The sequence below is a fragment of the Geitlerinema sp. PCC 9228 genome, from assembly GCF_001870905.1.
Taxonomy (GTDB): domain Bacteria; phylum Cyanobacteriota; class Cyanobacteriia; order Cyanobacteriales; family PCC-9228; genus PCC-9228.
In genome coordinates this window covers 45311-70107 of sequence record NZ_LNDC01000081.1, presented here as the reverse complement: position 1 = coordinate 70107, position 24797 = coordinate 45311, and the positions used below count along the sequence as shown (strand labels likewise).

Sequence of the window (24797 nt, the reverse complement as noted above, 5' to 3'; positions counted from 1 at the left end):
GCCTGTTTTTCGGCTTCGGCGAGGGCGTTGCGCGCCCCTTCCACCACCGGTTCTGGCGCTTTGTTGACAAAATTGGGATTTTGCAAGCGCCCTTGGTAGGATTTCACTTCCGCTTCCACTTTTTGCAGGCGTTTTTCTAATTTGGCACGCAATTCGCTCACATCAACCACCCCAGCCAAAGGCAACAAGACCTGTACCGTTCCCACCACGCCAGCTAACGTTTGCTGCATGGATTCGTCGAGGGTGGCGGTAATGGTCAGGGGGTTGGCTTTGGCCAGGTTTTCGATGTAGGCTTGCCCCTGTTCCAAAACTTGCCGTTCGCGATCGCTTTCGCTTTGTAAGATAATCCCCACGGCGGTGTTGGGCTTGATTTCGGCTTCGGCGCGTAAATTGCGAATGGAGCGAATGGTGCCAATGAGCAAGTCAAAGTCGGTTTCTAGCTGCGTGTTGACCCAGGATTCGTCGTAGCTGGGATAGTTTTGCAAGGCGAGGGTTTGTTCGGCATTAGCTTTTGTCAGAGTTTGCCAAATTTCCTCGGTCAAATGGGGCATGAAGGGATGCATGAGTTTGAGAATCCCTTCGTTGACGTGGGCAAGAACTTGCTGTGCCACCCGGCGGGAATCGGCATCATCCCCTTGCAGGCGGGCTTTCACCAGTTCGATGTACCAATCGCAGAAATCGCCCCAAATAAAATCGTACAGTTCCTTGGCGGCTTCGCCCAACCCGTAGCTACTCAGGTAATCGCTGGTCTTTTTGACGGTTTGCTGGTAGCGAGAGAGAATCCAGCGATCGCTCCATTGGCAATTTTCCACCGCTGGCATCCCCAACTGGACCGGGGTTTGTTCGTCCAAATTCATCAACACGAACCGTGCCGCGTTCCACAGCTTGTTGGCGAAGTTGCGGGAAGCTTCCACCGAGGCAGATTCGTCGGTTTTGCGGTTGTATTCCAGACGGATATCCTGACCGGCACCAGCCACTTCCTTGACCAAAGTATAGCGCAGGGCATCGGTACCGTATTTCTCCATCAGCAACAGCGGATCGATACCATTGCCGGCGGATTTGGACATTTTCTTGTTGTTCTCATCCCGCACCAACCCGTGGATGTACACATCTTTAAAAGGCATGGTGCCGGTGAAATACCCAGCCATCATGGTCATGCGGGCGACCCAGAAGAAGATAATATCGAAGCCGGTGACCAGGGTAGTGGTGGGATAGTAGGTTTCTAAATCTTGGGTGTTGTGGGGCCATCCCAAGGTAGAAAAGGGCCACAATCCGGAGGAGAACCAGGTATCCAACACATCCGGGTCTTGTTCGATCTTGACATTTTCGCCAAATTGTGCTTTGAGCTGCCCCCTGGCTTCTTCCTCGTTTTTCGCCACGACAAAGGGGGTATCGTCGGTAATTTCGCCGTTGGTTTCGCTAACGGCATACCAAGCGGGAATGCGATGTCCCCACCACAGTTGCCGGGAAATGCACCAGTCTTTGATATTGGCTAGCCAATCCCGATAGACCTTTTTCCAACGTTCCGGAATGAAGCGGGGCAGGTTTTGGTTGTCCAGGAAATCTAGGGTTTTATCGGCGAGGGGTTGAATGCTGACAAACCACTGGGTAGATAGGAGGGGTTCTACAGGAACTTTACCGCGATCGCTGTAGGGAACGGTATGGAGATAATCTTGCACCGAAACCAGATAGCCATCGTCTTCCAGGCGTTTGACCACATTTTTGCGCGCCACAAACCGTTCTTGCCCCTCAAATTCTCCCGCATTGGCATTGAGGGTGCCATCCAAGTTCATAATGCTAATAAATTCTAGCTTGTGGCGTTGCCCCATCTGAAAGTCATTGGGGTCGTGGGCGGGCGTTACCTTGACGCAACCGGTACCAAATTCTGGGTCTACCTGTTCGTCAGCGATAACTGGAATTTTTCGTTGTAGAATGGGTAAAGTGAGGGTTTGTCCGATTAAATGCTGGTAGCGATCGTCGTTGGGGTTCACCGCCACTGCCGTATCCCCCAACATGGTTTCCGGACGGGTGGTGGCGACTTCCACATAGCCGGAACCATCGCTAATGGGATAGCGGAATTGCCACAGATGCCCGTTGACTTCTTCTGGTTCCACTTCCAAGTCGGAAACAGCCGAACGACTGGCGGGACACCAGTTCACCATATAGTTCCCGCGATAGATTAACCCGTCTTGGTAGAGGCGAACAAAAGCTTCCAGAACCGCATCGGAAAGCTGGGCATCCATGGTAAAGCGTTCCCGACTCCAATCCACGGATACGCCCAAACGTTGCAGTTGGTTAACAATTTGACCGCCGGATTCTTCTTTCCACTTCCACGCCCTTTGCATGAAGTTTTCCCGACCGAGTTCGTAGCGGTTGGTGCCTTCGGCTTTCAGTTGTTTGTCGAGAATGGTTTGCACGGCGATGCTGGCGTGGTCGGTTCCCGGCAGCCACAGGGTGTTGTATCCCTGCATGCGATGGTAGCGAACCAACACGTCGATGAGGGAGGCTTCAAAGGCGTGTCCCATGTGCAGGTTGCCGGTGACGTTGGGTGGCGGGATGACGATGCAGTAGGGTTCGCCGGGATGGTTGGGGTCGGCTTGAAAGATTTGCTTGTCTGCCCAAAACTGCTGCCATTTGGCTTCGGTGGTTTTGGGGTCGTATTGTTTGGCTAGGTTGTTGCTGGTTTCACTCATGGAGAAACGGGATGGCGAACTGGTGAATGTGTACCTTTATGAATTTTGCCATATTGTGGTGGGGTTGGAGATGGAGAATGGGGAGTTCTTTGGTAAGGGTGGTTGGAGATGGGGAGCGTTGGGTTAATATTTTTTTGCTGATGGATTGGAAAATAGATTTCCCTCAGAGTAAGAAGCTAGATAGTTGGTAATGTTCTGATTTAGGTTGCGACATAGCTTCTGCGTTGGCTTCAGTTCTGCCTTTCCTTATCAAATTCCCCCAAAAAACTCGTTCTCGTTTAAGAGATGTATTATAGCAGTTTTCCCGATTTTACGCTTTATATTTGAATCGTTTTGCAACCTTAAAATTTTTCAGTAATAAAACCAAAAGTGTTTTTTCTTCTATTCTGATATCCAAACAAATACGAACAAGTCAAGCTACTTCCATGGAGACTCTACAAAATTGCTGGCATAGAGGATATCTTTCAAAGCGCGATCGCTAATTCCGGTTTTAGAACTGCCAGAAAAGATGCTTTCCAGACTTCGGCGTTTATTTCGATTTGCCCTGTAGCTTCCATTTTAGGGAATTTTTTGTTATCTCTCTAGAAACCGCTACCAAAATCGCCTATGAGTCAATCACCCTCCCCAAAGCCTCAGCAAACTAGAGGATTGGCGACAATTCTCAACTTTATCGAACGCCTTGGGAATCGCTTACCAGACCCAGTAACGCTATTTGCCCTCCTTGCCCTGTTTACCATTTTTGCTAGCGCGATCGCATCTTGGGCGAACCTTGCCGTCGTCAACCCAGCCAAAGAAGAAACCGTAGAAGCCGTTTCCTTACTTACAGCAGAAGGCATTCGTCGTATTGTCAGCGAAGCCGTACCCAACTTTGTCCAATTTCCCCCTTTAGGTACCGTTCTCGTCGCCTTGTTAGGCGTTGGCGTTGCCGAACATAGTGGCTTATTGTCCACCGCCTTACGACGGCTAATTCTCGTTACCCCCGCCAAATTTGCCTCTCCCATGGTGGTGTTTGCCGGGGTGATGTCGAATTTAGCAGCAGATGCGGGGTATGTCATTTTGGTTCCTCTATCGGCAGTGGTATTTCGAGCTTTCCACCGCCATCCCATCGCTGGTTTGGTTGCCGGATTTGCTGGGGTTTCCGGTGGCTTTAGTGCCAATTTGATTATCAATCCACTGGATCCCTTGCTAGCAGGATTATCCCAAAGTGCTGCCCAGTTAATCGAGAAAGCGTATACTGTAAATGCCATGGCAAATTACTATTTTATGGCAGTTTCTACCGTTGCGATCGCTTTTGTAGGCTGGTACGTTACCGACTATATCGTAGAACCCAGATTAGGCACCTACAACAATGAGGAACCCGAAACAAACGAAGTTGAAGAACTAACCCCTTCGCAACGGAAAGGATTGCGTTGGGCGGGATATGCCTTACTTGCCTATCTTGTCTGTATCGCCCTTTTAACATTACCTCCACAAGCTGTCTTGCGGGATCCAGAAACCTCCGAACTTATCAAATCGATTTCCTCGCCGTTTATGGAAGGAATTGTCTTTCTAGTGGCATTGGGATTTTTCTTTCCTGGTCTGGCGTATGGCAAAGTCGCGGGCACCATCCGCACCGATAGAGATGTCGCCAATACCATGTCGAAAGCCATGAGTTCCCTAGGATATTATTTGGTTCTGGCATTTATAGCAGCACAGTTTATTGCTTATTTTGATTGGAGCAATTTGGGAATTATTTTTGCCATTAGTGGCGCGAATTTTCTCAAAGCAACGGGCATCGAGGGCGTACCTGCCTTATTCTTATTTCTTGCCTTTAGCGTGGTTTTAAACTTGTTTATTGGTTCGGCTTCCGCAAAATGGGCAGTTTTGGCACCGATTTTTGTGCCCATGCTCATGCTTATTGGCTATTCGCCAGAAGCGATTCAAGCCCTTTACCGCATTGGTGATTCTAGTACCAATATTATCACGCCGTTGATGCCCTATTTTCCCGTGGTGCTTGCCTTTGGACAGCAATACGACAAACAATTGGGAGTTGGGCGTTTGATTGCCCTCATGATTCCCTATAGCATTGCCTTCTTAATCAGTTGGCTGGTGTTGTTCTTTGTCTGGGTGGTTTTGGAATTGCCGTTAGGTCCCAATGCCCCCATTTATCAAACGTGAGCGGAACAATCGCGATCGCTCTTTACTTGCGCTAAATTGATTCCCATAGCTACAATCAACTGTTGTTCGAGCGAAATCAAAAACCATTATGAAATTTAGTCGCATCTCTTTTTCCGCGATCGCACTTTCCCTCATACTAGCAATCATGAGTTTAACTGGTTGCAGCGATCGTGGTTCTGTTGCTCCAGAAGCTTTGAAGAAAATTCCAGAACCAGTCAAAGTTCGTTCTAGTTATGGAACGTTAGAAGAACTATTTCAAACCGAAGTTGTCAATATGGGACTGGAGAAACTGGGATATCAAGTCATTTCCGGAACCGAAGTGGAATATCAATTTCTCCACGAAGCGATCGCGGCAGGCTATCTCGATTATACAGCCAGTCACTGGCATATTCTCCATACCAAATACCGACAAGAAGGCATGCAAAAAGTGGGAACCTTAATCGAAAATGCCTTACAAGGATACTTAATCGACAAACCCACCGCTCAAAAACATGGAATTTCCAATATTCAAGACTTGCAAAATCCAGAAATTGCCCAACTTTTTGACAGCGACGGTGACGGCAAAGCCAACTTAGTGGGGTGCAATCCAGGGTGGGGGTGCGAACGCATTATCGAACACCATCTCGATGCCTACAATCTTCGAGAAACTGTAGAACACGATAAAGGAAATTATTCCGCTCTGGTTGACGAAATGCTAAATCGTTTTCAGAACAACCAACCCATTCTTTATTATACTTGGACACCCTACTGGTTAAACGAAAGATTGCAACCAGGGCAAGAAGTCATTTGGCTAGAAGTTCCCTATACCGCTCTTCCCGAAGAACAACAAGTTCTGGAAAACATGGATACCAAATTTCAGGGAAAAAATCTAGGATTTCCCATCGATAAAATAGGCATTGTTGCCAACGAACAATTCCTCAATGACAATCCAGTTGCAAAACGGTTCTTAGAAGTTGCCACTATTCCCATGGAAGATATTAACGCTCAAAATCAACTTATGAAAAAAGGACAAAATACCCCCGACGCCATTCGTTCTCACGCGCGGGAATGGATTCAAAACAACCAACCAACGTTTAATCGTTGGCTGGAAGCAGCCAGAAAAGAACTGCAAAATCAATAGCTAGGGCGTTTCATTTCCCCCTGTATTTTTTGCCGAACATAAAATTTCATTTTGCCATTGCTGTTGGTCGTTCTTTTGCCAAATCCGAAGCGTACCATCGTATCCAGCACTCGCTAAAGTTTCTCCGGTTGGCGTTAAAAAAGCCACATCGTAAACAAATCCATAATGACCGCGCAGGGAATTAACTCGCTGTTCGGATTGGCTGGGATTGAAATTCCATAGTTTCACCGTTTCATCATAGCTGGCTGTTGCCAAATACTGTTGGTTATTGCCAAAACGAACGGCACTCACCAAAAAATCATGGGCGTTAAATTTTAATGTATTCCGTTCCCCTGTATTCAAATTCCAAATATCGATTTCTCCTAAATTGGTACCGCTGGCTAGCTGAGTTCCATCGCTGCTAAATGCCAGGTCAAAAACATGGGTGACATTGGATTTTTCCAGGGGAGAAAGATTGGTTTGCTGCTGCGTGTCTAGGTTCCAAATCCAAATTTTGCCATCGTTGCCGCCAGTAGCTAGGATATTGGGATTGGTGGGATGAAAGGCAACTGTTTGGATTTTGGTTTTTTGGCTATCTATTTGGAGTTGTATGGGTTGTGAATTGCTGTTGCTATCTGATAGATTCCATACAGCAATTTTCCCGGTACTGCTACCAGCCGCAACTTTCGTGCCATCGCTACGAATATCTACACTTAGAATACGACCAAATTGTCGGCTGAGAAGCTTTTGCCGTAAATTTCCCGTCTGTAAATCCCAAACTTTAACCGTTCCATCGCCTCCCCCGCTAACGAGAATTTTTCCGTTTCGAGACATGGCAATATCGTTAATTCGACCTTTATGACCTTGCAGGGGGGCATTTTTTTCTTGTTGGTTCTGCCAATCCCAAATTTCAATTTGACCTTCAGAACGAGCAATGGCTAATGTTTGATAGTCGGAACTAACTGCTAAACTGAGAACGGCTGCTGCATCTGTTTGGCAATTGGTTTGGGAACTGGTAGCTGGCGTTTTGGTTTTGGTAGTTTGCGTTGCCCTTTGGTTGAGTTTTAAAAAATTGCTATTACCAACCAACCACCATCCCACACCACCTACAATGGCGAGGGAAATGATTAAGGCAATGATTGTGACGGCGGTATCGTTTTTGTTAGACATAGCTGAAATTGGGTTTTAAGTTATTTTAAATTAAATGGGTTGGTGGGGGTGTGCCCTACCCGGGCAATGCCCACCCGACAAAATTCGTGCCCCAGGTACAAATATTCTATAACGAGTCGTTCGGTTGCAGGTACCCTTGTTCGATGAAAAACATCCGCAACGCTTTTTCTTACCAACAAAGCTAGTCGGGTGGGCATTGCCCACCCGACAAAATTCGTTCCCCAGGCACAAATATTCTATAATGAGTTGTTCGGTTGCAGGTACCCTTGTTCGATGAAAAACATCCCAAAGCTAGTAGGGTGGGCAATGCCCACCCGACAAAATTCGTGCCCCAGGTACAAATATTCTATAACGAGTCGTTCGGTTGCAGATATCCTTGTTCGATTAAAAACATCCGCAACGCTGTGGGAAAATCAGAATACGTTCCTACTTGCGTATTTCCTTCATAAATTTCTAATCCCCAATCCGAAGTGCGATCGTAATTGGCTAGCATGAAATCCCATCCCTCTCGATATTCCCCTAACAAAATTTTCTGGGCAACGTATCCCGCTAAAATGCCGTTCACTTCGCCACTATTTTTGTTACTAACAAAGGTTTGATACATGCTGGCGGCAACGGATTCTAAATATTGGGGATACTGCCGCGTTACGTCAACCCAATCACCACTTGCAAATTTTAAAATCTTCGTTGGCGGAAACGAACCGGCGTAGGAACTAAACTGATAGAGAAAAGCATTATCCATGGTAACAAATTCAGTGGTTCCATCGTTGTCTATATCCATAAACGAACCGCCGGCACCATCTCCGCCTACTGCTGTTTCTACGAACTGGTTGCCATCCCAGCTGTAAATGCTAAAAATGGTACAGCAATGGGCACCGCCGCTGAAAGTTTTTACAATTGCTTCTGAAATGCCGTTATTATCTAAATCTTGTAGAAAAGCACTTCCTGTATAAAAGGTAAATTTTTTCTCGGCAACCCTTTCTTTCCCTTGATAGGAAATGGTATATTGTAGGTTTTTACGATCGCTACCGGTGCCGATTTCTATGGGTTCGTAGTTGACTGTTATCTGAATTCCATCTTGTTGAATGGTTCGATTGATGGCATCTTCACCAAATTCGATTTCGGTTTGAGCAATGACGGGAGATGCTGCTAGGAAGGCGGAGGATAGAGCCAGCAGACTTGAAAGAATTTTAGGAGAATTTTTTTTCATGTTTTGTGGTTCCTCAAGTTGGGAAGGTTTGGGATGATTTTGCTCGATCGCGATCGCTTTTTGGTTAACCAGATGGCTGCAATACGACATCCGCATTAGCAAGACCGGATAATGAAACCGAGGAAGAACTTCGGAAAACCCCCTGTAGTCCCCTTGCAAAGGGAGACGGCTTGGAAGATATTTGTGGTTTATATTATCGGATTGGGGATGAGATTCGCTAGCTTCGGAAAACCAATACCAACCGATTTCCGGCTGCATACCACAAAATCCGGAAAATGTCAAGATACCTGGCTGGGGGGTCTGAAAAATTTCTGCGAGCGAGGGGGTTGTTTTGAAGCGCGATCGCGATTTTTCCGCACGAAGTTATGGGAGTTTTAGCCTTGCTAAAGGGAATTTTGGGTAAAATTGAATATAAGACGCCACATTAGGACTTTAAAAGTCACTTTTGATTTTAGCATTTTGGCTACAAAGGCGCAAATCCGTGTTTTAATTGATATAGATTCTCAACAAAAAAATTGCCTGTTTGGGGGAAACGATTGGAATATTAAAACGATAGGCGGCAAGAATATTAGCCACAGCCTAGAGAAAAGCAAATGGTTTCAGGGAATTTCATGGTCGATTTTTGGACCACACATCCAATTTATTTGCCTATTCTTCTATAAAAATACAATATTTGAATCGTTGCGATCGCAGATATTTTCAAGCTGGGGCGGGCACGGCAACCATTTCCCTCACTGGCAAACAAAAGGATAAGATGGAGGCAAATGGCTACCGGAGATTTTTCCATGAGCGAGTTTCAATACTACGAATTCCAATCCATCAACCGCCGCCTGACCAAAGAAGACCGGGAATATCTGAAAAGCCTATCCAGTCGTGTCGATTTGGAAACCCATACAGCGCGTTTCATCTATGCCTACGGCGACTTTCGCGGCGACCCCCTGGAAACCCTCGATCGCTGCTTCGATATGATGTATTACATCGCCAACTTTGGCGTTCGACAGCTCGCCTTTCGCCTTCCCAAAGATGCCCTGGACCCGGAAACCCTCTCTCCTTATTGCATTAGCAGCGAGGCAATCGAAGTTCGACCCACCGAAAAATCCCTCATCCTCAGCATCCAGCTTGCCAATGAAGATTTGGCTACGGGGTGGATTGACGAAAAACAGGATGCCCTTTCGCCGTTGCTTCCCCTCTACGATGACCTTTGCAATGGCGATTTGCGACTTCTCTACCTGGCTTGTTGCCGTTTGCAAACTTGCGAAGATATCTACGACCCGCAAATCAATGAAAATGACAAGCCTTTTGCAGTATCTCCACCGGCAGGATTGGACCAACCTTCTGAGGCGTTACAAGAATTTATGGATTTCTTTAATATTGATATGGATATGGTTGTAGGCAAACAATCGGGTTGAGGGAGGAACGAAAATAAAATTTCCCCAAGCTGTCTGTGGGCCATAATTTGGGGAAAGCTGGGAAATAGCAAGCCAGCGATCGCATTTTTTCGTTGACCGAGCCACCACAAACGCTCTACAAATAAAATAATAGACCTACAACAAGTTTATGAAACAGCCAGCCGACAAACAACCTGCCAACCACCAAGCCGGCGAACTAGGGGAAACGCTGGTTGCCACCTGGTTGCAGCAACAGCAGTGGCGTATTTTGGATCGTCGCTGGCGATGTCGCTGGGGAGAAATCGATATTATTGCTCAATATAATAACAACCAAACCAACGCCCCCATTGCTTTCGTGGAGGTAAAAACCCGCCGTGGGAACAATTGGGATGCAGGCGGCAGGTTGGCTGTGACTCCTAGCAAGCAAAACAAATTGCAAAAAGCTGCGTCTTTGTTTTTGGCGGAAAATCCCCACCTCAGCGAAAATCCCTGTCGGTTTGATGTGGCGTTGGTGCGTTGTTGTCGTTTGACAGCGCGATCGCACCCTGGTTCCACCCATCCACCTCCGGATACTGCTATCATCGTAGGAAATCCTATATACCTAGAAAACCACCAACTGGTTCTCGAAGCCTATATTGAATCTGCCTTTTTGCCATTGGCTTGACCCCAGTCGCGGTCGCTTTTTGCTTTCAGAAATGGCTTCCCTTCCCTATTTCCAGTTTCCAGGCTTCTTCTTATTAACAAAAAACCGATTGCCAGACCGTTCATGAAACCACCTATGGAGTTTTCGCTATGAGTTATTGCCTCAATCCCCACTGCCAACACCCAGAACAACCTGAGATGAGCGAAGTCGAACACCGTACTTGCCACAGTTGTGGGTCTAGCTTGGTTCTCAAAAACCGCTACCGCATCCTCAAACGACTAACGCCGAAAGCTTCTCAAAGAACGTTCTTGGCTGTTGACGAAGATAAACCTTCGACTCCCTTCTGTGCCATCAAGCAATTCAATTTGCCAGATAGCCATTCCTCCGTAACGGCAACGCCACCTTCCCACTCCACTTATTTGCGTTTGGAATCGTTGGCAGAACATCCCCAAATTCCCCAAATGTGGGCGTATTTTCGAGAGGGAGACTATCAATATTCCGTACAAGAATGGATTGAAGGGGAAAACGTAGCCGACGAAATTGGTGCCAACGGAGTTTTTTCCGAAAGCGAACTGCGGGAATTCCTACAACAAGTATTGCCTATTCTCGATTATATCCACAGCCGGCAAATTATTCACCGGGATATTAAGCCAGAAAATTTCGTTCGATCCGGCGATCGCATTTATCTGGTGGACTTCAATAACGCGCAATTTGCCACCGGTACCACCAACCTCTACGCTGGCAACCATCCCATCGGTTCCGCCGAATACGCTGCCCCCGAACAAGTGAAAGGCGCGTGCAGCCCTCGCAGCGATATCTACAGTTTGGGAGTAACTTGCCTGCACTTGCTTACTGGCCTGTCTCCCTTTGACCTGTTCAACCCCAAAACCGATACCTGGGTTTGGCAAGCTTATCTGAAACAACCGGTAAGCAAACGCACCGCTGCCATCTTAGAGGGCATGGTCGCCAAATCCCCCAAACAACGCTACCGCCACGCCAGCGAAGTTGCCAAAGACCTGAACCGCAATCCCGTAGCCTCCGCGATCGCCTTTCACAACGTTCCCACGCCCCAGCAACTCACTCCCAAAACCACCGCCGGTGCGATCGCTAAATTGCGGTTTGCTTCCCTAGGTACTCTAGTAGCCGCCAGCGGCGTTGCTGTGGGCATGTTTGTCAGCCACCTCGCCAACCGACCCACCGTCGAACCTGTAGGATTGCAAGCGCCCAGCATGCATCCGCTGCCTTCTCCCAAAGTCGAACCACCGCAATTCCAAACCCAAGCCGCACAACCCACCTCTCCCGTCAGCAGCATGCTAGATACCCTGGGAACCATTTGGTCGATGGATCGCAGCCAAAACGGGAATTTGCTGGCTTTGGGAACCGATGAGGGAACCGTTGAAGTTTGGAATTCCAAAACCAACCAACGGGTAACGCAATGGCAAGCTGGCGAAGGGGCCATTTGGGCGATCGCAGTAAGTCCTGATGGAAGTAAAGTAGTAAGTGCCACTCAAGACAACCGCGTCAAGATTTGGGATACAGCCACCGGTCAGCTTCTCCACAACCTCAAAGGCCACCACGCCTCCGTCTATACCCTCGCCATCAGTCCCAGCGGTCAGTATCTAGTTAGTGCCGGTCAAGACAATGTCATTCACCTGTGGCACCTGCGTACCGGCATTCACTTAAACACCCTCAAAGGGCATCGCGACGACGTACAATCTCTGGCTTTCTCTCCCTGGGGCAACCTACTGGCTTCCGGCAGCAGCGACGGTACGGTGAAACTCTGGAATATTCCCACCGGTAACTTGCAACAAACCCTCATCGGTCACACTTCCGATGTATGGTCGGTGGCCATGTCTCCCGATGGCAAAACCCTCGCCAGCGGCAGTTGGGATCGCACCATCAAACTGTGGGACGTGCAAACCGGCGAATCCATAGAAACCTTTAGCCAACACGACCGCAAACTCAAATCCCTTGCCTTTAGTCCTGACGGTCATACCCTCGCCAGCAGCGATTTTAGCGGTACCATTCACCTGTCTCCCGTAGATAACCAAGGCATCACCGGTACTTTGAAATCCAATTCCGATTTGGCAGGCATTCTCTTCGCCGATGGCGGTCGTACGTTGCTCAGTGGCAAGCAAGACCGCGTGATGGAATGGAATTTGTTTGCCCACTTGTATCAGTAGTGATTATGTCGACTCGCTCTCCTATTTGGCAACTTCCTCCCACAGAAACTCCCCCTGCCTGGTTTCGACCAATGGTACAACGCTACCTTCCATCTGCGGCAGAGTGGGACGGTCGCTATCTGGCGCAACTGCTTTGGCAGCGAGGCATTCGCCAAGAGGAACAACTGCGGGGGTTTCTCGACTGCAAGGCTTACCAACCCACCAGTCCGTTTGCCTTTGGCGAACCGATGAAATTGGCAGTCCATCGCCTGCAATTGGCTATGGAAGGTGGGGAAGCTGTTGCCATTTGGGGAGATTTCGATACTGATGGCGTAACGGCAACCAGCGTTCTGTGGGAAGGGTTGGGTGAGTTTTTCCCGCCAGAGAAGTTGACCTATTTTATTCCCAATCGCCTGCAAGATTCCCACGGCTTGCATAAGGCTGGCTTGAAACGGTTGGCGTCATCGGGATACAAGCTACTGGTGACTTGCGATACGGGAAACAGCAATCTCGGGGAAATTGACTATGCCGCTCAGTTGGGTATGGATGTTCTTGTTACCGACCACCATACCCTCCCGGATTCCCCGCCGGCGGCGGTGGCGGTTATCAATCCGCGATCGCTTCCTGCTGACCATCCTTTGGCCCATCTGTCGGGGGTGGCGGTGGCGTACAAACTCATAGAAGCTCTTTATGAAAGTTTTCCCCATATTCCCCAACAACCGTTAGAACATTTGCTGGATTTAGTAGCCATAGGACTGATTGCCGATTTAGTGAAACTAACGGGAGATTGTCGCTATCTGGCACAAAAAGGCATCGAACAATTGCAAGCCGATTACCACAAACCCCCCGACCAACGCCACCGACCGGGAATTGGCAAGCTTTTGGACCTTTGCAAGCGTAGTGGCGATCGCCCCACGGATATTTCTTTTGGTATTGGTCCGCGTATCAATTCCGTTAGCCGCATTTACGGCGATGCCAGTTTGTGTGTGGAACTACTCACCAGCCGGGATGTGCAACGCTGTTCGGAACTAGCAGAAAAAGTAGAACTTACCAACCACCGCCGCCAGGAAATGGCAGAACGAGTAGCCGCTCAAGTGAGAAACAAATTAGCCGAAATTGACCTATCTACCACGTGCTTCATTGTTTTGGCTGATGAAAGTTGGTCGGTGGGGATTTTGGGATTGGTCGCCAGTCAAATTGCTGAGGCATATGGCATGCCAACGTTGCTGTTGGGAATTGATGGGGAAACAGCCATGGGGTCGGCACGTTCGGTCTGCGAAATTGACTTGTACCGGCTGATTTGCGATTGCTCCCATTTGCTAACCCGCTGGGGCGGACATCCGTTTGCTGCTGGGATGAGTTTGCCGGCAGCCAACATTCCCCTGTTACGGGAAACCCTCAACCGCAAGCTACGGCATTTGGCAGACAAAAATGAAAATCTGGGGGTTCCTCAGGTTGCTGCGGACTTAAAAGTCTCGGTCGAGGAGTTAGGCAAAAATTTGTTTAAAGAATTAAAATGCTTGGAACCCTACGGCATGGGAAATCCCGTTCCCCGGCTTTTGCTGGAAAATTGCCGGTTTGTCAATCCCTACGATAAATCTCTTCAGGATAAAAGAACGCAGCGACCGATGAAATATAAGAAAACCGAGTTTAAAATTTGCAACCACCGCGGCGATATCGGATTTTCTGGTGTTTGGTGGGGACATCCCAAGGAAGATTTGCCACTAGGAAAGGCTGTGGATGCCATTGTGGAGTTGGAAGCCAATTTGGCGAAAAAGAAATACGAAGTGCGTTTGGTGGATTTTCGCCTACGGGAAACACCAGCTTCTGTAAAAATGACCAATGGCGATGTACCGGCCATTCTCGATTTTCGGCAGGCGACAGAAGTTCCCCAGGGAGAAGAATGGGTTTTGGTGAAGCAATGCCCTCAAAGTTGGGACGAACTGTCTCAATGGTGGCAGCAAGCGGTTCGCCTGCAAAAACCCTTGGCATTGGCCTATCGCTGCAACGAGGAGGTAACCGCAACGGAAATTTGGCAGCGACTGGTTGGCATGGCAAAATATCTCAGCCGTACCCAAAAAATTGTTTCTGAGGCTGATTTGCTGGCTAAATTGCCGATTGCCAACTATCCGCTTTTACAGGTGGGATTGCAGGCTCTCACCCAGCTGGGATGGGAGGTGGTGCAAACCCCTGCGGGTATCCAAATTTTGGGTGATGGGGATTTTTATAACACAAGTCCCGAAAAAATGCAACCCCTCCGGGAAGCGATCGGGGAAATTCAGTTTCGCCGGCAGTATTTCCAAACCGTTCCCATTGCTACCATCCAAGCAACACTACGATAGGGATCCTTGGTTATCCTCCGGCGGCAAAGGCTGCCATAATCAATGCCGAAAGCAGCAATCCCGGACTGAGCAAGAAAACCAATGTTAGCAATTCTTGTGCTTCCATACAATCTATCCGAACGATATTGGCGAATGGACGATTTTACCAGTTTAGCTTAAAAAAATCCTGGCTTTCCAGATGGGCAAATTTTTTTAGATTTTTATAATGAAAGCACCGACCGTACAGCGATCGCGAAGGTTTTGCTATGATTTTAGACTATATTTTCAACGCTGCCAACCTTTTTGTGCTGCCCTTTTGGGCGTTAATGATTTTTCTCCCCAACTGGGGGGTGACCCGCAAGGTCATGACTTCCACCATTCCCTTGGTTCTGCTGGCTGCTACCTACGTTTATCTATTTATCGTTGGGTTTGACAGCGAAGCCGCTTCCTCCCTTGCCAATCCCACCCTCAGCGAAATTGCCGGCTTTTTTGCCCAAGAGTCGGCGGCAGCCATTGGCTGGGTTCATTTTATCGTAATGGATTTGTTTGTCGGTCGTTGGATTTATTGGGAAGGACAAAGAACGGGTTTGGTGACCACCCATTCGCTGATTTTATGCCTGTTTGCCGGACCTTCTGGCTTGCTTTCCCATATCATCACCGCCGGTATCTGGAATCGGTTTTTTGCTTCGGCAGCTAAGGAAACCACCGCCGAAACCAATCCCACAGCTTAATTTTCTGCGAACCTGGGGATGATTTTGGCTAAAATAATGGATTGTCACGCTCTGGAATCTTTCCAGAGTTTTTTTGTGTCTACAATAGTGCTGGTAACGGATGGCCAAAGTTTATGGCAGGGAAACAACGAGCGACATGGTCTTGGTACGCGCAGCTAGCCATCGCAAGTGCGATCGCTGTTTTGGTAGGATGGGGTCCTACCCTAGCGGAAAATCCCGAACACGTGCAAAATCTCATGGAAAACCGCGAGTGCGGGGGATGCGATTTAACTGGGGCGGATTTAAGCGGTATGGATTTGAGCGAAGTGGATCTTACGGGGGCAGACTTGCGGGGAGCTTTTTTGGTGGGAACCAATCTCCGGGATGCGATCCTGGATTTTGCGATTCTTGACAATACAGTTATGACCGATGCTTATTTGATTGGTGCTGAAATGCAGGAAATTTCCCTGGTAGGAGCCGATTTAAGCAATACGGTCCTGCGCGATGTAGATATGGATAAAGCAAATTTAGAAGGAGCGATTCTTCAGAATACGCAATTTAGCGGTGCCGATTTGGATGGTGCCAATTTTCGCAATGCCGATTTGCGTAATGCTGGCTTGAGTAATACTAATATTGCCCAAGCCAACTTCACCCGTGCCGCTATGTCCAACGTAAATTTTAGCGAATCTGACTTAAAAGGATCCTCCTTTGCCGGGGGGTTGCTCAACGACGCGGTGTTTTTTGAAGCCGATTTGCAAGAAACCAATTTCCAGGAAGCCACCCTCAAAGACGCCACGTTTATCGATGCCGACCTGCAAGATGCCAACTTGAACAATACCAACTTACTCAATGCCAAGTTAGAAGGTGCCGACCTGCGGGGGGTGACCTTTTGCGGTGCCATCATGCCGGATGGGGAAACTTCCCTACAGGGGTGCAATTAGAGAAAATTAGCCAGCATCGAACGCACCAGCTGGAAAATGGCGGTAACCGCGATCGCGACTGCCCCAGAAACCACCGCAATCGTGGCAATGCCCAGGGGATTGTTGAGAATACCTCCCGATAGTGGGGACAGAATCACCAACGCCACGGTAATCGCCCCCAAAATGGGCAAATCCTTGCCTTCTATCAGCCGTCGGTTTTGCGCGATCGCCAATCCCGCCGACAGCAACACCGCGATCGCCATGCTAAGGCCCGGGGCCACAAACGTAGCCGCAGCCAGGTACAGCAAAGACCCCTCAAATCCCGTAAAAGCAGCCCCTGCCATCACTTCCACCATAGAAAACGAACGGCTACCAGAGGCAGTTGCAGGCACGTTGGAACTTGGCGCAGGTGCCGGAGAAGGAGCTGGTGGCGACGGGGAAGAACGGCTCTGCTGTTGGGTCGGTGCCAACCCAATCGATGCAGAAGAGGTCCCAGTAGAACCACCGCCACTGGCAGTACCCGATTCTGGCAGAGCTGCCAGCACTTCTTCTGCGGCCTGAAAGCGATCGCTGGGAGTGGCTTGCAACAACTTATCCAACACCGCCGCCGTGAGATCGCTCACCTTGGCTTCCTCGTGCCAGTTCCACTGATTGCTATAAGAATCGTACAAATCCATAGGCTGCCGCCCCGTCAGCAGGGTAATGCAAGTCACAGCCAAAGCATACAAATCCGTTGCCGGATACACCGTACTCCCCGACATTTGCTCCGGTGGCGCAAAACCCATGGAGAAAATGCCAGTGGAAGCACCTTGTTGTTGGAGTTGGGTGCCCCCCATAGCCGCCCGCTTCACAGCACCAAAATCAAGCAAATACAGGCGATTGTCCTGATTGCGCATAATATTAGCCGGCTTGATATCCCGGTGAATGGCATTTTTTTCGTGAACCACCCGCAGAATATCCAAAACCGATCGCAAAACCTCCAAAATTTCCGCTTCAGAAAACTTGCCCTTTTGTTCCAGTTCCTGTTCTAAATTTTGGCCATCAATATATTCTTGGACTAGATAAAAAAATTGTTCGTTTTGGTTGGGGTCGCTACGGGAAGGAATTTCTAAAGGGAAAAAAGCCAAAAGATTGGGGATATTGGGATGTGCGTTGCCCAGCTCTTCCAGGGCCACAGCTTCGCGCTGGAATAAATTTTGCGCCAGTTCCCGTTGCTGGGACGTTAAATCCCCAGAAGGTTGAAATTGTTTGACCACGCACGGACGCATGGCTGGCGTATAGCGGTCTCTGGCGAGAAAAGCTGCCCCAAACCCACCTTGACCTAACAAACGCAAGGGGAGATAGCGCCCAGCCAGAATAATGGGCATACCGCAAGTTGTACAGTATTTTTGCTGGGTGGTCGTGAGGTTGTTTTTATCGTCCAGATCGGGAAAAACGTTGTTGGGTCTGGGACAGCTAGGACGGGTGCAGTAGACTTCCATGCCAGTTGTTTTACCAGTTGCTTTGCCAGTTGTTGTATCAGGTTTTTGGACAAGTGTCATGCCCAAGGCAATTCGGTGACTGGATGGTCACATCGCTGGCAGCGTGCTTGCAGCCTTTTTATGCACCAACCAGCCAGAAAAAATTCCAAAAGCTAGTGGAAACAGGGGTTTGCTTTTAGGTGAGCGTAGAATTGGGCGTACCGGAGTTGGACGACGGTGGCGGTTGTTTGTCCGGTTCAAACGGCGGAGAAGGCGGAACCGGCGGTTTTTTGTTTTCCCATCCCGGCGGCGCAAATTGAGGCAGCAGTTCTCGACTGAAGGCCTCTGCCGCCTTGGAACGGTAGCGGTTGGGATTGTAAATCACCGAAAGCATCCTTTTGACTTCTACATCTTGAATGTGGGCACGGTGTAGGGTGCCTAGCTGCAGTTCCTTTTCAATGGCGGAAGTAGAGACAAAGGCAGCACCCAAGCCCGATTGCACCGCATTTTTGATGGCTTCAATGGAGTTGAGTTCCATTTCAATGCGAAAACGACGGGTATCGATGCCGTAGCGCGACAGCACCTGATCGATGACTTTGCGAATGGTGGATTGTGATTCTAGGGTAATAAATTTCAGTTTGTACAGGTCTTCTTTTTGAATGTTTTCCGTTTTCGCCAGGGGATGGGCAGCGGGTAGTAATAGGGCCAGTTCGTCTTCGATGTAAGGAATAATTTCTAAAGAATCGTGCAGTTCCGCCGGTACTTCGCCGCCAACAATGGCTAGGTCGATTTGACCGTTGAGAACGCTCCAAGCCGTGCGCCGGGTGGAATGGACGTGCAGCTGTACCGATACTTCCGGATAGCGGTTGCGGAACATGCCAATCATGCGCGGCAGCAGATACGTACCGGTGGTTTGAGAAGCACCAATAATTAGGGTGCCTCCCTGCAAGTTTTGCAAGTCTTCTAAAGCGCGGCAGGTTTCCTGGCAAAGGGTGAGTACCTTTTCCCCGTAGCTGAGCAGCAAATGCCCGGCTTCGGTGAGTTGGGCGCGCCTGCCACCGCGGTCGAACAGAGGAACGTTGAGCTGCCGCTCTAAGTTTTGTACTTGCAGGCTAATGGCTGGTTGGGAAACGTACAAACTGTCAGCAGCTCGTTTGAAACTTCCCTCCGCGGCGATCGCTTTGAGAATGCGTAACTGATCCAAAGTGAAAGGCAACTCAGACATATGATATCAACCTAAAAGGGCTTGCGGACAAAATCAACAGCAGCCTGGGCCGTTGGTTGGGCGATCTAGAAAGAAAAGTAGGCTACGTTCGTTAAAATACGCTACAGTATAGCGATTGAGGTCCTTAAAACCTCCCATATGGTTTCTAGATACGCCTAGTATTGAATCTTACTCTATTTAATTTCCTTATATGATGTTCGACCATGGTTCGGTTTGGAATTGGATCGCAGACAGCCACTTGGTGATGGTGGCTCTGCTGGCAGGCTTTGCTCTGGCACACAGCGGTTTGGCTGCTTGGCGAGGGCAAGGAGAGCAATGGTTGGGCGCGCGGGGATATCGCGTCCTGTTTGCCCTGGTCAGTCTGCCTTTGGCCGTGTTGCTGGTCGTATATTTCATCAACCACCGCTACGACGGCGTGCAACTGTGGCAGGTGCAGGATGTGCCTGGAATGCGATCGCTGGTTTGGGTGCTTTCTGCCATTTCCTTTGTTTTCTTATATCCGGCTACTTTTAACCTACTAGAAATTGCCGCCGTGCAAAAGCCACAGGTACATTTGTACGAAACCGGAATTATCCGCATCTGCCGCCACCCGCAAATGGTGGGGCAAGTCATTTGGTGCATCGCCCATACCCTGTGGTTGGGGAGCAGTTTCGCGGTGGTGACCTCTTTGGGGTTGATTGCCCACCACCTGTTTGGGGTTTGGCATGGCGATCGCCGCTGGCTGCAGCGATATCCAGAAGCCTTTCCCCCAGTCAAAGCACGTACCTCCATCATTCCGTTTTTGGCCATTTGGCAAGGACGACAAACCCTGAAACCACAGGAGTTTTTGCGTCCGGCGTACCTGGGCGTGGCCCTATTTGTTTGGCTGCTGGCTTGGGCGCACCCTTACCTAATCCAAGGGAGTGCTTGGTTGGGATGGCGTTAATCAAAATTACGAAAGAGGGGGAAAGATTTTTACAAATTTTAAATTTCCGGCAAGTTGGCAGCGAATCTGGAAATTTCGTTGTAGCATGATCCCAAATAGATTATAAATTAACAAAAAATTTGGGAGAAAACATGCTGTCCGCTCTTAGCGAAAAAGAGTTTACAAGCAAGGTCCTGCAAGCGCCCCAGCCAGTTTTGGTCCATTTTTGGGCACCTTGGTGCGGGCTCTGCAAACTGGTCCACCCCATTTTGACGGAATTCCAAAGCAACTACGGCGATCGCATCCAAGTAGTGGAAATCAACGCCGACGAAAACTTCAAACTTGCCAACGCCTACAAACTAAAAACCCTACCAACCTTGCTTCTGTTCGTGCAAGGGGACGTTTGGCATCGCATCGAACATTTCTCCGGGCGCGAAGAACTCAAACACATCCTCGCCCAATTGGCTGGGGACGACCAAAGCAGCACAACCACAATAGCACCCACTGCTTCTACATACGCCCGCCTATCCTCAGAATTTGGCTAGCCAGTTGAAGACCCATCGGGGCTATGGAAAAATAAAAAATTTTGCCGATTCCCCGCCTGGGTATCCCCCGATTTCTCTAATTCTCCACCTTGTCCATCCATCAACCATCTTGAGAATTCGTCGGTCGATCGAGTAATACGGGCTAGGTATATGTAACAATCTATAAGGGCTAGCCGTTTCAATGACGAACTCTCAAGTAGTATTTTTGCGATGGAACCGATTTATCAGTATGCCTGGCTGATTCCTGTTTTACCCTTAGTCGGGGCGATGCTTGTGGGATTGGGGCTGATTTCCTACAGCAACGCCACCAGCCACCTGCGCAAACCCACCGCCGTTTTTATCATCTCCCTCATGGGAGCGGCGATGGTTTTGTCATTTGCCCTGCTTTGGGACCAAATCCAAGGGGCTGCCCCCTACACGCAAATGTTTGAATGGGCAGCCGCCGGAGAGTTTCACCTCTCCATGGGATATACCATCGACCACCTCGCCAGCCTCATGCTGGTCATCGTCACCACCATTACCTTGTTGGTTATGGTGTACAGCGATGGGTACATGGAACACGACAAAGGCTACGTACGCTTTTTTGCCTACTTGAGCCTGTTTGGATCCTCCATGTTGGGTCTGGTGATGTCCCCCAATCTCGTCCAGACCTACGTGTTCTGGGAATTGGTAGGGATGGCTTCCTACCTGCTGATTGGCTTTTGGTACGAACGCCCTGCCGCCGCCGATGCCTGCCAAAAAGCCTTTGTGGTCAACCGCGTGGGCGACTTTGGCTTTTTGTTAGGCATGTTAGGTCTGTATTGGGCGACCGGTACCTTCGAATTTGACCTCATGGGTTCCCGCCTCAGCGATGCGGTGAGCACCGGTGCCCTCAGTGGCGCGATCGCAGCTTTATTTGCCGTGCTGCTGTTTCTGGGCCCAGTGGCCAAATCCGCCCAATTCCCCCTACACGTGTGGTTGCCGGATGCTATGGAAGGACCCACACCCATCTCAGCGTTGATTCACGCTGCTACCATGGTCGCCGCCGGTGTCTTCCTGATTGCGCGCATGTATCCGGTATTTGGCGAAGTGCCCCTTGCCATGGATACCATTGCTTGGACCGGGGCATTCACTGCCTTTTTGGGGGCAACCATTGCCTTGACCCAAAACGATATTAAAAAAGGTCTTGCCTACTCCACCATTTCCCAACTGGGATACATGGTGATGGCGATGGGCCTGGGTGCTTACAGTGCCGGTTTGTTCCACCTAATGACCCACGCCTACTTCAAAGCCATGCTCTTTTTGTGCTCTGGCTCGACCATCCACGGCATGGAAGAAGTGGTGGGGCACAATCCGACCCTGGCACAAGATATGCGTTTGATGGGTGGTTTGCGCAAGTATATGCCCGTTACCGCCATCACTTTTGCCATCGGTACCCTATCCATTTGCGGCATTCCGCCCTTTGCTGGCTTCTGGTCGAAAGATGAGATTCTTTCCCAAGCCTTTGAGGCCAACGCCGCCTTGTGGGTCGTGGGATGGTTGACCGCCGGTTTGACCGCTTTTTACATGTTCCGGCTGTACTTCCTCACCTTTGAAGGTTCTTTCCGCGGCAACGACCGCGATCTTCGCCGGCAAGTCCTCGCAGAAGCAACCCCAGCTGAAGAACAAGCCGCTTGGGCCGCCGCTTTTGGACCGGGGGCCATGAATCCCCAAGAACTGGAAGCGGAAAGCGATGCCCACGACGAAGCTTCGCATCACCACAGCGAATATCCCCACGAATCCCCTGCCAGCATGACTGTGCCTTTGATGGTCCTGGCAATTCCTTCCATAGCCCTGGGGTTCGTAGGGATGCCGTTTGCCAATTATTTTGAGGAATTTATCTATCCCCCCGAGGCAGCTGCAGAGGTTGCCGAACATGCCGTCGCTTTTGACTGGACGGAATTTACCATTATGGCGGGTAGTTCCGTGGGAATTGCCCTGATTGGCATTACAGTAGCTTCCTTAATGTACCTCTCTGGAAAAATTAGTCCGGCACGGGTTGCCAAATCCCTCGCTCCCTTGTACAAATTTTCTGTCAATAAGTGGTACTTGGACGATATTAATGAGGCCATCTTTGTCAAAGGCTCGCGACGCCTAGCACGACAAATTCTGGAAGTAGACTATCGCGTGGTCGATGGTGCCGTGAACCTCACGGGATTGGCGACGCTTCTCGGCGGTGAAGGATTGAAATATTTCGAGAACGGTCGCGCTCAGTTTTACGCTTTGATTGTATTTGCAGCCATTCTAGGTTTGGTGGTGTTTTTTAGCATGGGATAACGAGACCCCCATGGCCATGGCACACCTGTAACGAGTTGTACGGCGATCTCAACCCTGGCTGCATCCTGCGAACTGCCAAAAGCTAGGTTTGGCTCGATGTTTTTGGTGTCAAAACTTCGGCCAAATCACCATCGATTCCCAGCCTGGCTTGGCGGTGAATGGAATCGGGAAAAAACTATCGAGACAGTGGCGATCGCAAATTTTGGAGTGAAAGATCGTGAATGTATCGGAATTTCCTTGGCTGACAACCATTATTCTGTTGCCCGTAGTGGCAGCTCTGTTGGTACCCATGATTCCGGATCGAGGGGGCAAAACCGTACGCTGGTACGCCCTCATTGTCGGTTTGGTGGATTTTGCCCTCATTGTTTGGACGTTTTATACCCAATACGATTTGTCCAAATCCGGATTGCAATTGGTAGAAAGCTACCCTTGGGTGCCCCAATTCGATTTGAATTGGTCGGTGGCTGCCGATGGGCTTTCCATGCCCCTGATTCTGCTAACTGGCTTTATCACGACTTTGGCGATTTTGGCCGCCTGGCCGGTTAGCCTCAAACCCAAGCTGTTTTACTTCCTCATGCTAGCTATGTACGGCGGGCAAATTGCGGTGTTCGCCGTGCAGGATATGCTCCTATTTTTCCTGGTCTGGGAGCTAGAGCTGATTCCGGTCTACCTGCTGCTGTCAATTTGGGGCGGCAAACGACGCCGCTATGCAGCCACCAAATTTATTCTGTATACCGCTGGTGGTTCCCTGTTTATCCTCCTGGCAGCTTTGAGTATGGCTTTCTACGGGGATACGGTAACTTTCGATATGAACAGCCTGGCGGTGAAGGACTATGCCTATAATTTCCAACTTTGGGTTTATGCGGCGTTCTTTATTGCCTATGCGGTGAAGCTACCGGTTTTTCCCCTGCATACCTGGCTGCCTGACGCCCACGGCGAAGCAACTGCCCCGGTACACATGTTGCTGGCTGGCATCTTGCTGAAGATGGGGGGCTATGCTTTTATTCGCATGAATGCGGGGATGTTGCCCGATGCCCACGCCAATTTTGCCCCGATTTTGGTGATTTTGGGTGTGGTTAATATTATCTATGCTGCCCTCACGTCTTTTGCCCAACGCAACCTCAAGCGCAAGATTGCTTACTCTTCTATCTCCCACATGGGATTCGTTTTGATTGGGATTGCTTCGTTTACCGATTTGGGCTTAAGCGGAGCGCTTCTACAGATGATCTCCCACGGTTTGATTGGGGCTAGTTTGTTCTTCCTGGTGGGAGCTACCTACGACCGCACCCATACGCTCATGTTGGATGAAATGGGCGGTGTCGGTCAGAAAATGCGCAAAATGTTCTCCATGTGGACTACCTGCTCGCTGGCTTCTTTGGCTTTGCCGGGGATGAGTGGTTTTGTGGCAGAGTTGATGGTGTTTGTGGGCTTTGCCACCAGCGATGCCTACAATCCCCTGTTTAAGGTGGTTGTGGTTAGTTTGGCGGCGGTAGGCGTAATTTTGACCCCGATTTACTTGCTTTCCATGTTGCGGGAAATTTTCTACGGCAAGGAAAACAAGGAGTTGGTGGAACACGAAGTTTTGGTGGATGCGGAACCGCGGGAAGTGTTCATTATTGCTTCTTTGTTGGTGCCGGTGATTGGCATTGGTTTGTATCCCAAGATTGTTTCGGGTATGTACGATGCCACTACCCAGCAAATTACGGCGCGACTTCGCCAGTCCGTGCCGACGCTAGGAGAAACTTCCCAGGTGGCTTCTTCGACAAATACCTGGCCAGCTTGGCAAGCCCCTGCGATCGCAAAAGATTAGCTTCCATGCTCTCTTAACGCTAACAAAAGGACAGGGAACGCGCCTGTCCTTTTTTTCAATGGCAACCATAGATTTTTCCTATATT

The 24797-nt window shown here is 49.4% G+C and carries 17 protein-coding genes; 12 read left to right on the top strand and 5 right to left on the bottom strand.

Annotated features, from left to right (window positions below; all coding sequences use genetic code 11):
* On the bottom strand, positions 1–2693 hold a 2693-nt coding region (locus tag AS151_RS07205), incomplete at its 3' end, for a valine--tRNA ligase (RefSeq protein WP_071516369.1).
* 606 nt (positions 2694–3299) lie between these two features.
* On the opposite strand from AS151_RS07205, the gene AS151_RS07200 reads away from it, so the two are divergent.
* Together AS151_RS07200 and proX are read left to right on the top strand one after the other, a co-directional pair.
* Positions 3300–4850: an AbgT family transporter gene (locus AS151_RS07200; protein ID WP_071516368.1), complete on the top strand. Its 1551-nt coding sequence runs from the start codon at positions 3300–3302 to the stop codon at positions 4848–4850.
* An 88-nt stretch (positions 4851–4938) separates the two neighbouring features.
* Positions 4939–5970 carry a glycine betaine/L-proline ABC transporter substrate-binding protein ProX gene (proX, locus tag AS151_RS07195; RefSeq protein WP_071516367.1) on the top strand — a complete coding sequence of 344 codons (1032 nt, stop codon included), beginning with the start codon at positions 4939–4941 and terminating at the stop codon, positions 5968–5970.
* On the opposite strand, the gene AS151_RS07190 is transcribed toward proX, so the two are convergent.
* Positions 5971–7119, bottom strand: a complete 1149-nt coding sequence (locus AS151_RS07190; RefSeq protein ID WP_071516366.1) for a WD40 repeat domain-containing protein — start codon at positions 7117–7119, stop codon at positions 5971–5973.
* Between the two features lie 346 nt (positions 7120–7465).
* Positions 7466–8419, bottom strand: coding sequence for a hypothetical protein (locus tag AS151_RS07185; RefSeq protein ID WP_211517550.1), 954 nt, complete (start codon positions 8417–8419; stop codon positions 7466–7468).
* Between the two features lie 695 nt (positions 8420–9114).
* On the opposite strand from AS151_RS07185, the gene AS151_RS07175 reads away from it, so the two are divergent.
* From AS151_RS07175 to AS151_RS07150, 6 genes are all read left to right on the top strand, one after another.
* Positions 9115–9738 (top strand): hypothetical protein, encoded by a 624-nt coding sequence (locus AS151_RS07175; RefSeq protein ID WP_139240551.1) that lies wholly within the window; start codon positions 9115–9117, stop codon positions 9736–9738.
* A 148-nt stretch (positions 9739–9886) separates the two neighbouring features.
* Positions 9887–10381, top strand: coding sequence for a YraN family protein (locus AS151_RS07170; RefSeq protein ID WP_071516363.1), 495 nt, complete (start codon positions 9887–9889; stop codon positions 10379–10381).
* Positions 10382–10509: 128 nt separating this feature from the next.
* Entirely contained in the window at positions 10510–12543 is a 2034-nt protein-coding gene (locus AS151_RS07165) for a serine/threonine-protein kinase (protein ID WP_071516362.1), read from the top strand.
* Positions 12544–12548: 5 nt separating this feature from the next.
* The gene (recJ, locus tag AS151_RS07160; protein WP_071516361.1) at positions 12549–14864 is read left to right on the top strand and encodes a single-stranded-DNA-specific exonuclease RecJ; all 2316 of its coding nucleotides are present in this window, start codon (positions 12549–12551) and stop codon (positions 14862–14864) included.
* A 245-nt stretch (positions 14865–15109) separates the two neighbouring features.
* The gene (locus AS151_RS07155; RefSeq protein ID WP_071516360.1) at positions 15110–15574 is read left to right on the top strand and encodes an ABA4-like family protein; all 465 of its coding nucleotides are present in this window, start codon (positions 15110–15112) and stop codon (positions 15572–15574) included.
* A 113-nt stretch (positions 15575–15687) separates the two neighbouring features.
* On the top strand, positions 15688–16494 hold the full coding sequence (locus tag AS151_RS07150; protein ID WP_071516359.1) for a pentapeptide repeat-containing protein: 807 nt from the start codon (positions 15688–15690) through the stop codon (positions 16492–16494).
* On the opposite strand, the gene AS151_RS07145 is transcribed toward AS151_RS07150, so the two are convergent.
* Both AS151_RS07145 and AS151_RS07140 read right to left on the bottom strand, forming a co-directional pair.
* Positions 16491–18014, bottom strand: a complete 1524-nt coding sequence (locus AS151_RS07145; RefSeq protein WP_244532930.1) for a serine/threonine-protein kinase — start codon at positions 18012–18014, stop codon at positions 16491–16493. The two genes, AS151_RS07150 and AS151_RS07145, sit on opposite strands and share 4 nt — an antisense overlap.
* Before the next feature lie 115 nt (positions 18015–18129).
* The gene (locus AS151_RS07140; RefSeq protein ID WP_071516357.1) at positions 18130–19158 is read right to left on the bottom strand and encodes a LysR family transcriptional regulator; all 1029 of its coding nucleotides are present in this window, start codon (positions 19156–19158) and stop codon (positions 18130–18132) included.
* Between the two features lie 190 nt (positions 19159–19348).
* Here AS151_RS07140 and AS151_RS07135 point away from each other — a divergent pair, with 190 nt between their 5' ends.
* The 4 genes from AS151_RS07135 (at position 19349) to AS151_RS07120 (ending at position 24712) form a co-directional block, all read left to right on the top strand.
* Positions 19349–20083: an NnrU family protein gene (locus AS151_RS07135; RefSeq protein ID WP_071516356.1), complete on the top strand. Its 735-nt coding sequence runs from the start codon at positions 19349–19351 to the stop codon at positions 20081–20083.
* 131 nt (positions 20084–20214) lie between these two features.
* Positions 20215–20607, top strand: a complete 393-nt coding sequence (locus AS151_RS07130) for a thioredoxin domain-containing protein (RefSeq protein WP_071516355.1) — start codon at positions 20215–20217, stop codon at positions 20605–20607.
* 210 nt (positions 20608–20817) lie between these two features.
* Positions 20818–22902, top strand: coding sequence for an NAD(P)H-quinone oxidoreductase subunit 5 (locus tag AS151_RS07125; protein ID WP_071516354.1), 2085 nt, complete (start codon positions 20818–20820; stop codon positions 22900–22902).
* Between the two features lie 217 nt (positions 22903–23119).
* Positions 23120–24712, top strand: coding sequence for an NAD(P)H-quinone oxidoreductase subunit 4 (locus AS151_RS07120; protein WP_071516353.1), 1593 nt, complete (start codon positions 23120–23122; stop codon positions 24710–24712).
* The last annotated feature ends 85 nt before the right edge of the window (positions 24713–24797 follow it).

Excerpts from the sequence above, each read along its gene's own strand:
- AS151_RS07200 (WP_071516368.1), top strand. The coding sequence starts at position 3,300 with ATGAGTCAATCACCCTCCCCAAAGCCTCAGCAAACTAGAGGATTGGCG.
- proX (WP_071516367.1), top strand. The coding sequence starts at position 4,939 with ATGAAATTTAGTCGCATCTCTTTTTCCGCGATCGCACTTTCCCTCATA.
- AS151_RS07190 (WP_071516366.1), bottom strand. The coding sequence starts at position 7,119 with ATGTCTAACAAAAACGATACCGCCGTCACAATCATTGCCTTAATCATT.
- AS151_RS07185 (WP_211517550.1), bottom strand. The coding sequence starts at position 8,419 with ATGTCGTATTGCAGCCATCTGGTTAACCAAAAAGCGATCGCGATCGAG.
- AS151_RS07175 (WP_139240551.1), top strand. The coding sequence starts at position 9,115 with ATGAGCGAGTTTCAATACTACGAATTCCAATCCATCAACCGCCGCCTG.
- AS151_RS07170 (WP_071516363.1), top strand. The coding sequence starts at position 9,887 with ATGAAACAGCCAGCCGACAAACAACCTGCCAACCACCAAGCCGGCGAA.
- AS151_RS07165 (WP_071516362.1), top strand. The coding sequence starts at position 10,510 with ATGAGTTATTGCCTCAATCCCCACTGCCAACACCCAGAACAACCTGAG.
- recJ (WP_071516361.1), top strand. The coding sequence starts at position 12,549 with ATGTCGACTCGCTCTCCTATTTGGCAACTTCCTCCCACAGAAACTCCC.
- AS151_RS07155 (WP_071516360.1), top strand. The coding sequence starts at position 15,110 with ATGATTTTAGACTATATTTTCAACGCTGCCAACCTTTTTGTGCTGCCC.
- AS151_RS07150 (WP_071516359.1), top strand. The coding sequence starts at position 15,688 with ATGGCAGGGAAACAACGAGCGACATGGTCTTGGTACGCGCAGCTAGCC.
- AS151_RS07145 (WP_244532930.1), bottom strand. The coding sequence starts at position 18,014 with ATGACACTTGTCCAAAAACCTGATACAACAACTGGCAAAGCAACTGGT.
- AS151_RS07140 (WP_071516357.1), bottom strand. The coding sequence starts at position 19,158 with ATGTCTGAGTTGCCTTTCACTTTGGATCAGTTACGCATTCTCAAAGCG.
- AS151_RS07135 (WP_071516356.1), top strand. The coding sequence starts at position 19,349 with ATGATGTTCGACCATGGTTCGGTTTGGAATTGGATCGCAGACAGCCAC.
- AS151_RS07130 (WP_071516355.1), top strand. The coding sequence starts at position 20,215 with ATGCTGTCCGCTCTTAGCGAAAAAGAGTTTACAAGCAAGGTCCTGCAA.
- AS151_RS07125 (WP_071516354.1), top strand. The coding sequence starts at position 20,818 with ATGGAACCGATTTATCAGTATGCCTGGCTGATTCCTGTTTTACCCTTA.